The organism is Streptomyces sp. 7N604 (genome assembly GCF_052245475.1).
GTDB lineage: Bacteria > Actinomycetota > Actinomycetes > Streptomycetales > Streptomycetaceae > Streptomyces.
On the sequence record NZ_JBQQBX010000004.1, the window covers coordinates 45,573 to 59,974 of the forward strand.

Annotated in this window: 8 protein-coding genes; 1 reads left to right on the forward strand and 7 read right to left on the reverse strand. The window is 70.7% G+C overall.

Annotation, left to right across the window (positions count from 1 at the left end; translation table 11 throughout):
- Nucleotides 1-53: 53 nt before the first annotated feature.
- On the reverse strand, nt 54-1,976 hold the full coding sequence (locus ACTWP8_RS05535) for a sensor histidine kinase (protein WP_443321023.1): 1,923 nt from the start codon (nt 1,974-1,976) through the stop codon (nt 54-56).
- Between the two features lie 183 nt (nt 1,977-2,159).
- On the opposite strand from ACTWP8_RS05535, the gene ACTWP8_RS05540 reads away from it, so the two are divergent.
- The gene (locus tag ACTWP8_RS05540; protein WP_443321194.1) at nt 2,160-3,575 is read left to right on the forward strand and encodes a cation:dicarboxylate symporter family transporter; all 1,416 of its coding nucleotides are present in this window, start codon (nt 2,160-2,162) and stop codon (nt 3,573-3,575) included.
- Nucleotides 3,576-3,661: 86 nt separating this feature from the next.
- Here the strand turns inward: ACTWP8_RS05540 and ACTWP8_RS05545 are convergent, their stop codons facing one another.
- From ACTWP8_RS05545 to ACTWP8_RS05570, 6 genes are all read right to left on the reverse strand, one after another.
- On the reverse strand, nt 3,662-4,408 hold the full coding sequence (locus tag ACTWP8_RS05545) for an alpha/beta hydrolase (RefSeq protein ID WP_443321024.1): 747 nt from the start codon (nt 4,406-4,408) through the stop codon (nt 3,662-3,664).
- Nucleotides 4,409-4,724: 316 nt separating this feature from the next.
- Nucleotides 4,725-6,947, reverse strand: coding sequence for a 1,4-alpha-glucan branching enzyme (gene glgB / locus ACTWP8_RS05550; RefSeq protein WP_443321195.1), 2,223 nt, complete (start codon nt 6,945-6,947; stop codon nt 4,725-4,727).
- A gap of 213 nt (nt 6,948-7,160) precedes the next feature.
- Nucleotides 7,161-8,642 (reverse strand): maltokinase N-terminal cap-like domain-containing protein, encoded by a 1,482-nt coding sequence (locus ACTWP8_RS05555; protein WP_443321196.1) that lies wholly within the window; start codon nt 8,640-8,642, stop codon nt 7,161-7,163.
- Nucleotides 8,643-8,991: 349 nt separating this feature from the next.
- Nucleotides 8,992-10,719 (reverse strand): maltose alpha-D-glucosyltransferase, encoded by a 1,728-nt coding sequence (treS, locus tag ACTWP8_RS05560; protein ID WP_443317344.1) that lies wholly within the window; start codon nt 10,717-10,719, stop codon nt 8,992-8,994.
- Nucleotides 10,716-12,704, reverse strand: coding sequence for an alpha-1,4-glucan--maltose-1-phosphate maltosyltransferase (locus tag ACTWP8_RS05565; RefSeq protein WP_443321025.1), 1,989 nt, complete (start codon nt 12,702-12,704; stop codon nt 10,716-10,718). Before ACTWP8_RS05565 ends, treS begins: the two co-directional genes overlap by 4 nt.
- Nucleotides 12,705-13,048: 344 nt before the next feature.
- Nucleotides 13,049-14,269 (reverse strand): S8 family peptidase, encoded by a 1,221-nt coding sequence (locus tag ACTWP8_RS05570; protein ID WP_443321026.1) that lies wholly within the window; start codon nt 14,267-14,269, stop codon nt 13,049-13,051.
- Nucleotides 14,270-14,402 lie beyond the last annotated feature (133 nt).

Below are 14,402 nucleotides of genomic sequence, written 5' to 3' on the forward strand. Positions count from 1 at the left end.
CAGCGGGAGCCGTACGGTGAACTCGGCGCCGCCGATTGGGCAGTTCTGCCCGGTCATGTGCCCACCCCCGCTCCGAGGGGGAGCCGTACGGTGAACTCCGCGCCGCCGTCGGCCGAGTGGTCGAGCTGGATGGTTCCGCCGTTGCGGCGGACGGCCTGGCGGACCAGGGCAAGGCCCAGGCCACGGCTGCCGGCCGGAGATGCGGGGGACTTGGTGCTCCAGCCGCGCCGGAAGATCGCGTCCACCTCGGCCGCGTCCACGCCAGGACCGTTGTCCGAGACCCGCAGCAACAGCTCTGCTTCGTCGGCGAGTGCTGTCACCGTGACCCGCGCACGGCGGCCGGCGTGGGCCCGGTCTGCATCCCAGTTGGCTCCCCCAGCGGCAGCGTCAACGGCATTGTCGATGAGGTTGCCGAGCACCGTCACCAGGTCGCGGGCCGGCACCGTGTCAGGGAGCACTCCGTCGTGGATGCTGCTGTCCGGAGTGAGGACCAACTCGACGCCGCGCTCGTTCGCCTGGGCCGCCTTCCCCAGCAGCAGAGCCGCGAGCACCGGCTCCGCGACCGCCCCCACCACCGTGTCGGTGAGTGCCTGCGCGAGCTCGAGCTCCGCCGTGGCGAACTCGACCGCCTCGTCCGCCCGCCCCAGCTCGATCAGCGACACGACGGTGTGCAGCCGGTTCGCCGCCTCGTGGGCCTGCGAGCGCAGCGCCTCGGTGACACCGCGTACGGAGTCCAGCTCGCCGGACAGGGCCTGCAGCTCGGTGTGGTCCCGCAGGGTCACGACCGTGCCGCGCTTCTCCCCGCTGGAGACGGGCGAGGTGTTGACCACCACGATCCGGTCGGCGGTCATATGGACCTCGTCCACGCGCGGCTCCGCGGCCAGCAGCGCGCCGGTGAGCGGGGCGGGCAGGCCCAGCTCAGCGACGTTGCGTCCGATCACATCAGGACCGACGCCACGTAGTTCGCGCCCCGTGTCGGGGCCATCCGGGCTCACCACCTCTTGGCGGCGCTTCAGGTGCAACGCGTCCAACGCGTCCAGTCCCAGCAGCTCGCGCCCGGCGTCGGGGACATTCCGGCTCACCACGTCCTCGTCCTTGCGGCGCTTCGGGTGCAACGCGTCCAACGCGTCCAGTCCCAGCAGCTCGCGCCCGGCGTCGGGGACATTCCGGCTCACCACGTCCTCGTCCTTGCGGCGCTTCGGGTGCAACGCGTCCAACGCGTCCAGCCCCAGCAGCTCGCGCCCGGCGTCGTTGATGAGTGCGATGCGCCGCTGTCCGTCCAGCATCAGCAGTCCCTCGCGCACCGCGTGCAGCGCGGCCTGGTGGTAGTCGTGCATCCGGCTCAGTTCGGCCGCGTTCATGCCGTGCGTGTGGCGGCGCAGCCGGGCGTTGACCACGTATGTGGCGATGCCGCCCAGCACCACCGCCGCGGCCGCCACCACCAGTAGCCCGGCCAGTTGCCGCTCCACCTGTGCGCTGATCCGCTCGACCGTGATACCCGCGCTGACCAGGCCGATGATCCGGCCGTCGGCGCGCTCGCCGTCCCGTATCGGGGTCACCACGCGCACCGAGGGGCCGAGTGTGCCGGTGTAGGTCTCGGTGAAGGTACGGCCCTGGAGCGCGGGGCCGGTGTGGCCCAGGAACTCCTGGCCGATGCGGGCCGGGTCGGGGTGGGTCCAGCGGATGCCCCGCGGGTTCATGATCGTGACGAAGGCGACCCCGGTGTCCTTGCGGACCCGCTCCGCGTACGGCTGGAGCAGCGCCGACGGGTCGTCGCCGTGGATCGCGGCCCGTACGGAGGGGGAGTCGGCTATGGCCCGTGCCGCGGCGGTCGCCTGGCGGCCCGCCGCGTCCTCGGCCTGGCCCCTGGCGGTGAGGTACGCGAAGATCGCGCATCCGGCCACCACGGCAGCGACCAGCACGACCTGCATCGCGAAGAGCTGGCCTGCCAGGCTGCGGGGACGGGGGACGCGCATGACGCCAGTCTGCCTGGCCGATGACCTGCGGCGGAAAGCACTGTGCAGCGGAAACCCTCCGTGAACGAAATGAACGTAAGGGTGACGCCGGTCACACGGTGATGGATATTCACCGGGAAGTCCAGGACGTGAGCCGCACGTACTGTGCCAGGACACAAGGAGACGACCGTGGCTGCGCAGACCCTGCCACACCAGCCGCCGGACCAGCCCGGACAGCCGGGACGGACCACCCGGCCGAAGAAACGGGACCGGACCCACTACCTCTACCTCGCCGTGATCGGAGCCGTGCTCCTCGGCATCGTGGTCGGCTTCGCCGCTCCCGGCGTGGCCGTCGAGCTGAAGCCCCTGGGCACCGGCTTCGTGAATCTGATCAAGATGATGATCTCGCCCATCATCTTCTGCACGATCGTGCTGGGCGTCGGTTCCGTACGGAAGGCCGCGAAGGTCGGCGCGGTGGGCGGACTGGCGCTCGGCTACTTCCTGGTGATGTCCACCATCGCCCTCGCGATCGGCCTGGTCGTCGGCAACATCCTCGAGCCGGGCTCCGGGCTGCACCTCACCGACGCCGCACGGAGCGCGGGCGAGGCGCAGGCCGAGGGCGCGAGCTCGTCCACCGCGGACTTCCTGCTCGGCGTCATCCCGACCACGCTCGTCTCCGCCTTCACCGGCGGCGAGGTGCTGCAGACGCTGCTGGTCGCCCTCCTCGTCGGCTTCGCGCTGCAGGCGATGGGACCGGCGGGCGAGCCGGTCCTCCGGGGGGTCGGGCACATCCAGCGGCTCGTCTTCCGCGTCCTCTCGATGATCATGTGGGTGGCGCCGGTCGGCGCGTTCGGCGCCATCGCCGCGGTGGTCGGCGAGACGGGCCTCGACGCGCTCAAGTCACTCGCCGTCATCATGCTCGGCTTCTACGCGACCTGCCTGGTCTTCGTCTTCGTGGTGCTGGGCACCCTGCTGCGGCTCGTCGCCGGGATCAGCCTCGTCGCGCTGCTGAAGTACCTGGCGCGCGAGTTCCTGCTGATCCTGTCCACGTCCTCGTCGGAGTCGGCGCTGCCGCGCCTCATCGCGAAGATGGAGCACCTGGGCGTCAGCAAGCCGGTCGTCGGAATCACCGTCCCGACCGGCTACTCCTTCAACCTCGACGGCACGGCCATCTACCTGACCATGGCCTCGCTGTTCGTCGCCGAGGCGCTGGGCGACCCGCTCTCACTCGGCCAGCAGATCTCGCTGCTCGTCTTCATGGTCATCGCCTCGAAGGGCGCGGCGGGCGTCACGGGCGCGGGCCTGGCCACCCTCGCGGGCGGCCTGCAGTCCCACCGGCCCGAGCTCCTGGACGGCGTCGGCCTCATTGTCGGCATCGACCGCTTCATGAGCGAGGCCCGGGCGCTGACGAACTTCGCGGGCAACGCGGTGGCCACGGTGCTCATCGGCACCTGGACCAAGGAGATCGACAAGTCCCGGGTGGGCGAAGTGCTGGCCGGGAAGCTGCCGTTCGACGAGCGGACACTCCTCGACGACGACGGCCACGGCGCACCCTCCGCCCACGGCGACGAGGCCCCGGAGCCGCGCGGCGGCGCGGGCAAGGAGACCGTCACGGTCTGACGGGTCTGACGGGTCTGACGGGTCGGACGGGCTCGCTCATGGGCGTACGGGCGCACGGCGCTCGTACGCCCGTGAGCGTCGGCGGCCTACGACGTGCCGGGCTCGCCGGCGGCGCGGATGAGCACCCGGGCGGTGAGCTGCCCGCCCTGGACGGCGTGTTCGGCCCTGGCCGGGCGGCAACGGTCCTGTTCCGGGTCGTATTCGGTCATGACGACACCGGCGTGGTCGGTGGCGGGCTCTTCCAGGTGCACGGGCCAGCCACGGCTGTCGAGGGCGGCGGCGAACTCCCGGGAGTACCGGCTCTCGATGGCCGGGTCCGCCGTCCCGTGGACGAGCCATACGGGGAGGGGAGGGGCAGGCGTGGTGGCGAGGTCGCTCAGGGGGATGGTTCCCGTGGTGCGCGCAGCCCAGTCGTAGCGGGACGCGATGCCGACGACGGCCATCGGGCGCCAGCCGCCGACGAGTTCGGGGCGCAGCGCGACGCCCATCGCCGCCGGGGCCCCTGCCGACCAACCGGCGAGCACGATCCGGTCGGCGTCCCCGCCGAGAGCGGCCGCCTGGCCGCGGGCGAAGTCGAGCGACTCGAGGAGATGCGCGCGCCCCTCGTCGGGGGCGTCCGAGCGCCAGTCGGGCACCAGGACGTTCAGGCCCGACCGCGCCACCGCCTCGGCCAGCGGCTGGAGTACGTCCCGCTCGTCCGGTCCCTTGCCGTGCCAGAGCAGCACGGTGGGCACGGCGGTGTCCTGGGCCCCCGCCCGCGGGCGGTACACATCGATCGCCTTGCCGCTCGCGCCGTGGGTGAGGGCGTGTGTCACATCGAGATCTAAGGTCACGTCAGGCGTTCCTGTTCCGTGGTGGTCGTGCACTGGTCTTCGTGCATTGGTCTTCGCACTGGTCTTCGTACTGAGCGGCGTGCTGATCATCGCGTACTGGGGGCCCGTCGAGGATCTCCCTGTATTTACGGGTGCTCGGGGCAATCTGACCGCACACACGCGTGCCAGTCGATGCACAGGCCGGGCTGCACCTTACACAGGCCGCTGCCAGGTGGTTGCCAGGGGTGGAAGCGTCGCCGTGATGCTGTGCCCCTTTATGCAGGCCGGTGCCAGGTGGTTGCCAGGGGTGGAAGCATCGCCATGATGCTGTGCCCCTTTATGCAGGCCGCAGCCAGGTGGTTGCCAGGGGCGGAAGCACCGCCGTGATGCTGTTCTTGTGGGCCTGCCAGGGGACCGGTTCCGTCTTCAGCAGGTCCGGGTTGGTGACGTCGCCGCCGCCGAAGCGGGCCGCGTCCGTGTTGAGGATCTCCTGCCAGCCGGTGTACTGCCCCGGGACGCCGAGGCGGTAGTCGTGCCGGACCACCGGCGAGAAGTTGCTGACGCACAGCAGCGGGTTGCCGAAGGCGTCGTGCCGGGTGAAGGCGAAGACGTTGTCGTCCGCCGCACCGCCCTCGACCCAGCTGAAGCCCGTCGGGTCGGTGTCGCGCTCCCACAGGGCGCGCTCGTCCGCGTAGATCCGGTTGAGCTCGCGCACCAGGTCCCGTACGCCCCGGTGGTCGCCCGCCGAGTGATACGTGTCGTCCAGCAGCCACCACTCCGGGCCGTGCGCCTCCGACCACTCCGCGCCCTGCGCGAACTCCTGCCCCATGAAGAGCAGTTGCTTGCCCGGGTGGGCCCACATGAAGGCGAGGTACGCGCGGTGGTTGGCGCGCCGCTGCCACCAGTCGCCGGGCATCTTCGTCACCAGCGCCTGCTTGCCGTGCACCACTTCGTCGTGCGAGATGGGCAGGACGTAGTTCTCGCTGTAGGCGTACACCATCGAGAACGTCATCTCGTTGTGGTGGTACTTGCGGTGGATCGGCTCCTTCGCCATGTACCCCAGCGAGTCGTGCATCCAGCCCATGTTCCACTTCAGGCCGAAGCCGAGGCCGCCGAAGCCGCCTGGGCCGGTGTGGTGGGTGGCCCGGGTGACGCCGTCCCAGGCGGTGGACTCCTCGGCGATCGTCACGACGCCCGGGCAGCGCCGGTAGACGGTCGCGTTCATCTCCTGGAGGAAGCGGACGGCGTCGAGGTTCTCGCGGCCGCCGTACTCGTTGGGCGTCCACTGGCCTCCCTCGCGCGAGTAGTCGAGGTAGAGCATGGAGGCGACGGCGTCGACCCGCAGGCCGTCGATATGGAACTCCTCGCACCAGTAGACGGCGTTCGCGACCAGGAAGTTGCGGACCTCGGCGCGGCCGTAGTCGAACTCGAGCGTGCCCCAGTCGGGGTGCTCGGCGCGGCTCGGGTCCGACGGCTCGTACAGCGGTGTCCCGTCGAACCCGGCCAGCGCCCAGTCGTCCTTCGGGAAGTGCGCGGGCACCCAGTCGACAATGACGCCGATCCCGGCCCGGTGCAGGGCGTCGACGAGGAATTTGAAGTCGTCGGGGGTGCCGAGGCGGGCCGTCGGCGCGTAGTACGAGGTGACCTGGTAGCCCCAGGAGCCGCCGAAGGGGTGCTCGGCGACCGGCATCAGCTCCACGTGCGTGAAGCCGAGGTCCTTGACGTACGCGGGCAGCTGCTCGGCGAGCTGCCGGTAGGTCAGGCCGGGGCGCCAGGAGGGGAGGTGCACCTCGTAGACGGAGAACCGCGACTCGTGCGCGCGGTGGTCGGCGCGCTGCGCCATCCACGCGTCGTCGCCCCAGGTGTGGTGGGAGGCCGTGACGACCGAGGCGGTGTCCGGCGGGCACTCGGTGCGGCGGGCCATCGGGTCGGCGCGGAGGGTGCGCGAGCCGTCGGGGCGTGCGATGTCGAACTTGTAGAGCGTGCCCTCGCCCACGCCCGGCAGGAACAGCTCCCAGATGCCGCACGAGCCCATCGAGCGCATGGGAAAGCCGGTGCCGTCCCAGAAGTTGAAGTCGGCGGCGAGGCGGACCCCGCGGGCGTTCGGGGCCCAGACGGTGAAGCGGGTGCCTGCGACGCCCTGATGGGTCATCGGGTGCGCGCCGAGCGCGTGCCACAGCTGCTCGTGGCGGCCCTCGGAGATCAGGTACAGATCGACCTCGCCGAGGGCGGGCAGGAAGTGGTACGGGTCGTGGGACTCGAGCGTGACGCCGTTGTCGTACGCCACTTCGAGCCGGTAGTCGGGGATCTCGGTGAGCGGCAGCACGCCCGCGAAGAGGCCGTCCGCCTCGGAGAGGAGTTCCGCGCGCAGGCCGTCGGCGACGACGGTGACGGATGCGGCGAACGGCCGCAGGGCGCGGAAGAGGACACCGCCGGGGGTGGGGTGCGCGCCGAGCAGCGCGTGCGGATCGTGATGCTCGCCGGCGAGCAGCCGCTGCCGCTCGCCGGGCTCCAGCGGCGCGGCGGCCCAGACACCAGGGCGGGCGGACCCGGGCCGCACGGTGCCGGTGCGGGCGGGGGCGGGCCCGGACTTCTGCGGGGCCGAGCGCCGGGGCGAGGCCACGGACGGGCGGGTGTCGGGCGAGGGGCGGCGGGTCACGGCTGGGTCCTCCTCGGACGGGCGGGCGGCGGGCAGCGGCGGGCGGGGACGGGCGGGTGGCCCGCGAGGCGGTGGAGGGCGGCCACCGGAACCGGGAGGCGGGTCATGGCTGGGTCACGGGTGGGTCGGGGCGGGCGGGGACGTGTGGGGAGAGCCCGCGAGGCGGTGGATGGCGGCCATCGGCACCGAGAGCCAGTCCGGCCGGTGCCGCGCCTCGTAGAGCACCTCGTACACCGCCTTGTCCGTCTCGTACGCGCGCATCAGCTCCGGCTCCTGGCGCGGGTCGACGCCCGACGCCTCCGCGTATCCGTCGCAGTACGCGGCGCGGTTGCGGCGCGCCCACTCCTGCGCCCAGGCGGACGAGTCGGGGCCCGGGCGGGAGGCGCGGGCCGCGTAGTCGAAGGAGCGGAGCATTCCGGCGATGTCGCGGGCCACCGGCTGGAGGCGGCGGCGTTCGGAGATGGGGCGGGCCGGCTCGCCCTCGAAGTCGATCAGGGCCCAGCGGCCGTCAAGGGCCGCGCGCAGGGTCTGGCCGAGGTGCAGATCACCGTGTATCCGCTGGGCCGGCCACGTGCGGCCGCGCCTGCCGAGCTCGGCGAGGTCGTCGAAGGCGGCGCGGAGCGGATCGCGATAGGGGCGCAGCGCGGGGACCGCCGCCGCGGCGGCGTCCAGGCGCTCCGTCATGCCCGCCGCCAGCAGTTCGATCTGCTGTCTGCGCAGCACCGCTGTCGGCAGTACGGCCGCCAGCGCGGTGTGCACCTCGGCGGTGGCCCGGCCGAGTGCGCGCGCCGAACCGCTGAAATCGGCCCGTACGGAAAGGGAGTTGAGGGCGAGCTGCCAGCCGTCGGCGGAGCCGCGCAGGAAGGGTTGCAGGATGCCGAGCGTCATGGGTTCGGCCGTCGAGGTCTCGAACCAGGCCGTGGGGTGCGGCACCCGGTCGCAGCCCGCGCGGGCGAGCGCGAGCGGCAGTTCCAGGTCGGGGTTGACGCCGGCGCCGATCCGCCGGAAGACCTTGAGGATGTACGCATCGCCGTACACCACCGAGGAGTTGGACTGCTCAGCGGTGACCGGCCGCGGGTTCAGGGCGGAGGCGATGGCGGTGGAGGGGGCCCGGGTGAAGCGCAGCGCGCCGAGCCGGCCCGGCACCCGCAACCGCTCCAGCAGCAGCCCCGCGAGCCGCGGGTCATGGAGTGCCTCGTAGATCGTACGGCCGTGCAGCGGACCGCTGGTGGGGCGGCCGATCAGAGCGTGGGCCAGCTGGGGCGGGAGGGCGGAGCGGATGCCGAGCAGCAGCTGGTAGCAGTCGCCGGTGCCCGTCCCGGCCTGCGGCGGCCCGGACTGCTGGGCGCGTACGAGGAGGTGGAGCAGGCCGGGGGCCGCGCCGCCGGCCCCGCAGGGCAGCAGCTCGGTGGCGGAGACCAGGGAGAAGCCGCTGACGGGCCGGCCTTTACCCGCGAACCACCGCTGGCGCGGCAGCCATTCGCGCAGCAGCGGTACGAGCGAGGGGAGCAGCGCGCGGGGAACAGGGGTGGGCGGGGCCGTGGGGGCAGGGGTGGTTTCACCGGTCGGGTTGGCGCGGGTTGTGCCTTCCGACATGGTGTCGCGTCGGGTGGTGTCGGATGGCGGGGCCGTGGGGGCAGGGGTGGTTTCACCGGTCGGGTTGGCGCGGGTTGTGCCTTCCGACATGGTGTCGCGTCCTTTCCCCGGGCACACCACAGATGGGCAGAGTGTCCCGGATTGCGGCAAAGCTGTCCGGCGGTGCGGGACGTGTCGGGAGAGGATCGTCCGTACAGGTAAGGCGATTGGCCTATTCGCTGCACGGTGCTGCTGGGGTCACGCGTGGGTGTATTGGGAGAGGTTGCCCATGGCGGGACGGCGGAAACCGGAATCTTTCCCCATCCCGCCACGTGTCAGACGCCTTTCAGCCCGGCGGGGTTGGCCGGTTTCAGCTAGGCGCGGCGCCCGGCCGGCGCAGCCGGAACCAGTAGAAGCCGTGTCCGGCGAGCGTGAGCAGATACGGCAGTTCCCCGATGGCCGGGAAGCGCACCCCGCCGATCAGCTCCACCGGGTGCCGCCCGTTGAAGGACTGCAGGTCAAGCTCCGTCGGCTGTGCGAATCGCGAGAAGTTGTTGACGCAGAGGACGAGATCGTCGCCCTGGCCCTCGACGGAGGGGGCCTCGCGGAGGAAGGCGAGCACGGCCGGGTTGCTGGAGGGTAGTTCGGTGTACGAGCCGAGGCCGAACGCCGGGTTCTGCTTGCGGATCTCGATCATCCGGCGGGTCCAGTGCAGCAGTGAGGACGGCGAGGACATCGACGCCTCGACGTTGGTGACCTGGTAGCCGTAGACCGGGTCCATGATGGTCGGCAGGTAGAGCCGCCCCGGATCGCAGGAGGAGAAGCCCGCGTTGCGGTCCGGCGTCCACTGCATCGGGGTGCGCACCGCGTCGCGGTCGCCGAGCCAGATGTTGTCGCCCATGCCGATCTCGTCGCCGTAGTAGAGGATCGGCGAACCGGGCAGGGACAGCAGCAGGGCGGTGAACAGCTCGATCTGGTTGCGGTCGTTGTCGAGCAGGGGCGCGAGGCGGCGCCGGATGCCGATGTTGGCGCGCATCCGCGGGTCCTTGGCGTACTCCGCGTACATGTAGTCGCGTTCTTCGTCCGTGACCATCTCGAGGGTCAGCTCGTCGTGGTTGCGGAGGAAGACGCCCCACTGGCAGCCGGACGGAATGGCCGGGGTCTTGGCGAGGATTTCCGATACGGGATATCTCGACTCTCTCCGCACCGCCATGAAGATCCGTGGCATGACCGGGAAGTGGAAGGCCATGTGGCACTCGTCGCCGCCCTTGGCGTAGTCGCCGAAGTAGTCGACGACGTCCTCGGGCCACTGGTTGGCCTCGGCGAGCAGCACGGTGTCCGGGTAGTGCGCGTCGATCTCGGCGCGGACCCGCCTGAGCATCTCGTGCGTGCGCGGCAGGTTCTCGCAGTCGGTGCCCTCCTCCGCGTAGAGGTAGGGCACGGCGTCCAGCCGGAAGCCGTCGATGCCGAGGTCGAGCCAGAACCGGAGCGCCGAGATGATCTCCTCCTGCACGGCCGGGTTCTCGAAGTTGAGGTCCGGTTGGTGGGAGAAGAAGCGGTGCCAGTAGTACTGCTTGCGGACCGGGTCGAAGGTCCAGTTGGACGCCTCGGTGTCGACGAAGATGATGCGGGCGTCCTGGTACTGCTTGTCGTCGTCGGCCCAGACGTAGTAGTCCCCGTACGGACCTTCCGGGTCCCGGCGCGACTCCTGGAACCACGGGTGCTGGTCGCTGGTGTGGTTCATGACGAAGTCGATGATCACGCGCATGCCGCGCTGGTGCGCCGCGTCGACGAACTCCACGAAGTCGGCGAGGTCACCGAAGTCGGGGAGGACGGAGGTGTAGTCCGAGACGTCGTAGCCGCCGTCGCGCAGCGGGGACTTGAAGAACGGCGGCAGCCAGAGACAGTCGACGCCCAGCCATTGCAGGTAGTCGAGCTTCGCGGTGAGGCCCTTGAGGTCGCCGATGCCGTCGCCGTTGCTGTCCTGGAAGGAGCGGACCAGCACCTCGTAGAAGACGGCGCGTTTGAACCAGTCGGGATCGCGGTCCCCCGCCGGTGTGTCCTCGAAGGTGTCCTGGACGGGCTCGTTGACGATCATGTGGTGGGTGACCCTCCGATCGGTGAGGACGGTCGCAGGGAGAGCACGTGCGCGGGCGTGACACCCGGCTCGAGGCGCACATAGTTGTCCCTGCCCCAGTGATAGGTCTCGCCGGTGAGCTCATCGCGCACCGGGACGGACTCGTGCCAGTCCAGGCCGAGTTCCGGCATGTCCAACGAGACCGTTGCCTCCTGGGTGTGGTGGGGGTCGAGGTTGACCACGGTGATCACGCAGTCGGCTGCGGAGCGCTTGGAGTAGGCGATCACGTTGTCGTTGTCGGCCCGGTGGAAGTGCAGGCTGCGCAGCTGCTGCAGGGCCGGGTGGCGGCGCCTGATCCGGTTGAGCGCGGTGATGAGCGGCGCGATCGTACGGTTCTCGCGCTCGGCCGCCTCCCAGTCGCGCGGGCGCAGCTCGTATTTCTCGGAGTTCAGGTACTCTTCGCTGCCCGGCCGCAGCGGCGTGTTCTCGCACAGTTCGTAGCCCGCGTAGACGCCCCAGGTGGGGGAGAGGGTGGCGGCGAGGACGGCGCGGGTCTCGAAGGCGGCGCGCCCGCCGTTCTGAAGGTAGGCGTGCAGGATGTCGGGCGTGTTCACAAAGAAGTTCGGCCGCATGTACGAGGCCGCGTCGCCGGACAGCTCGGTGAGGTATTCGGTCAGCTCCTGCTTGCTGTTGCGCCAGGTGAAGTAGGTGTACGACTGCTGGAAGCCGATCGCGGCGAGGGTGTGCATCATCGCGGGCCTGGTGAACGCCTCGGCCAGGAAGATGACATCGGGGTCGGTGCGGTTGATGTCACCGATGACCTTCTCCCAGAAGGAGACCGGCTTGGTGTGCGGGTTGTCGACGCGGAAGATCCGCACCCCGTGGTCCATCCAGAAGCGCAGCACCCGCAGCGTCTCGCGGGTGATCCCGCGCAGGTCGGCGTCGAAGGCGACCGGGTAGATGTCCTGGTATTTCTTCGGCGGGTTCTCGGCGTACGCGATGGTGCCGTCGGCCCGGTGGTGGAACCACTCGGGGTGCCCCCGCACCCAGGGGTGGTCGGGCGAGCACTGCAGCGCGAAGTCGAGCGCGACCTCGAGCCGCAGGTCCCGCGCCTTCTCCACGAAGCGGTCGAAGTCCTCGATGGTGCCGAGGTCGGGGTGGATCGCGTCGTGGCCGCCGGCGGAGGAGCCGATCGCCCACGGCGAGCCCACGTCGTACCGCCCGGCCGACAGGGAGTTGTTCGGGCCCTTGCGGAACGCGGTGCCGATGGGGTGGATGGGCGGGAGGTAGACGACGTCGAAGCCCATTGCGGCGATGGCGGGCAGCCGCTCGCCCGCGGTGCGGAAGCTGCCGCTCAGCGGGGGGCGGTCCTCCTTCACGACCGCGCCCTCGGAGCGGGGGAAGAACTCGTACCACGACCCGTACAGTGCGCGCCGCCGCTCGACCTGGAGGGGGAGCGGGCGGGAGGAGCTGACCAGTTCGCGCAGTGGGTGGCGGTCCAGGGTGGCCACGACCTCGGGGGTGAGTGCCGCGGCCAGCCGGGCGGCGGCTGGGCGGAGTTCGTCGCGCAGCGCGTCGGCGGCGCTCAGCACGCACTCGCGGCCCTCGCTCTTGGGCACCCCGGCGGCGGCCTGCTCGTGCAGCTCGGCGCCCTCGGCGAGGACGAGGGAGGTGTCGATCCCGGCGGGAATCTTGATCTGGGCGTGATGGCGCCAGGTGGCGACCGGGTCGCCCCAGGCCTCGACCGTATACGTCCAGCGGCCCTCGCTGTCGGGCGTGACCTCGGCGCCCCAGCGGTCGGTGCCGGGCGCGAGTTCGCGCATCGGGTTCCACGGTCCGGCGCGGCCGGCCGGGTCACGCAGCACCACATTCGCGGCGACCGCGTCGTGGCCCTCGCGAAAAACAGTGGCGGTGACGAGAAAACTCTCACCCGCCACCGCCTTCGCAGGACGCCGCCCGCAGTCGACGAGCGGGCGGATGTCGAGTACGGGAATGCGTCCGATCACGGGACCACCTGGAGGCGTTGCGGTTTCAGCCGCTTTACGGGCTTTTGTACTTTCTATCTGCTTCTTTGGAGGCGTGCTGGCTGCGGGCATGGCCGCTCCTGTCCGCGTTCACTCAGGTGGGCGACTGTGTCCTTGGGGGTGGTGCGCGGGGGGCGAGGGTTGGTTACCGGGGGAGCCTGCCCAGGAGGAACGTGCCTGCAATCCGGTGAGCACGGGGCTACCGCTCCGTAAGGGTAAAAACAAGAAAGCGGCCCCGCGGCGGGTGCCGCGGGGCCGCTCTTTCGGGTCAGGTCCGGAACGGGCGAGAACAGCTCCGGATCAGCTCGCTGCTGGGTGTCGGGTTGTCAGTTCTTCACCTGCAGCAGGAGGTTCGGGGAGCCGGGGCCGGCAAGGCCGACCTTGCCGGACGCCGCATTGTTCACCAGTGCCGTCCGGACGGCCTCCGGGCTCGCCGACGGGTGCGCGCCGAGGTACAGCGCCGCGGCGCCCGCGGTGTGCGGCGCCGCCATGGAGGTGCCGGAGATGGTGTCGGACGCGGTGTCCGAAGAGTTCCAGGCCGAGGTGATGTCCACGCCCGGCGCGAACAGATCGACCGTACTGCCCCAGTTGGAGAACCAGGCCCGGCTGTCGTTCTTCTCGGTCGCGCCGACGGTGATGGCCTCCTTCACCCGTGCGGGTGAGGTCAGGTCTGCGGGGAGGCCGTCGTTGCCGGCCGCGACAGCGAAGGTCACCCCGGACGCGATGGCGTTGCGCACGGCGGTGTCCAGCGACGGGCTGGCGACTCCGCCCAGGCTCATATTGGCCACCGCGGGCTTCTTCGCGTTCTTCACCACCCAGTCGATGCCCGCGATCACCTGCGCCGTGGTGCCCGACCCCTCGTCGTCCAGCACCCGCACTGCCACGACGTTGGCTCTCTTCGCCACGCCGTACGAGGTGCCGGCGACCGTTGCGGCGACATGCGTCCCGTGGCCGTGGCCGTCGTTCGCGGTGGCGTCCTTGTCGATGAAGTCCCAGCCGCTGCGCGCCCGGCCGCCGAAGTCCTGGTGCGAGGTCCTGACGCCGGTGTCGATGATGTACGCCGTCGCGCCCGATCCCCCGCTATCGGGTGAGGTGTACGACTTGTCCAACGGCAGGTCGGCCTGGTCGAGCCGGTCCAGGCCCCAGGACGGTGGGTTCTTCTGGGTGGCAACCAGGGACACCTTGGTGTCCTGGGCGACGGAGGCCACCTGGGGATCGGCCGCGAGCTGACTGGCCTGCGTCGGCGAGAGCCCCACCGCGTAGCCGTTGAGCGCCTCGGTGTACGTCTGGCGTATCTTCGCGCCGTACTTGCGGGCGAGGTCCTTGCCCGCCTCCGAGGAGGCGGCGATCCCGTCCGAGCCGGACTTCAAAGTGACGATGTAGCTGCCGCTGACGGCGCCGGGTTCGCCGGCGCCCAGTATTCGGCCCTCGTCCGGGGCGGCTTGCGCGGGCAGGGTGACGGCGCAGATACCGGCGGCGAGCGCGGCCGCCGTCACAGTCACAGTCACCTTCGAGCGGCGCGAAGCATGGCGTCGTCTCACGGGCATGAGGCCCCCAATCGATCGGGGTGTCGGTTACCGACTAGTCACGTTCTCGCCAAGTACGGGATTGAACAACCGTCTGGACAGCGCTTTCTGCTCGACACCTGTCCGGATGCCTTCTCTTTGCGGCGGTTCGCCC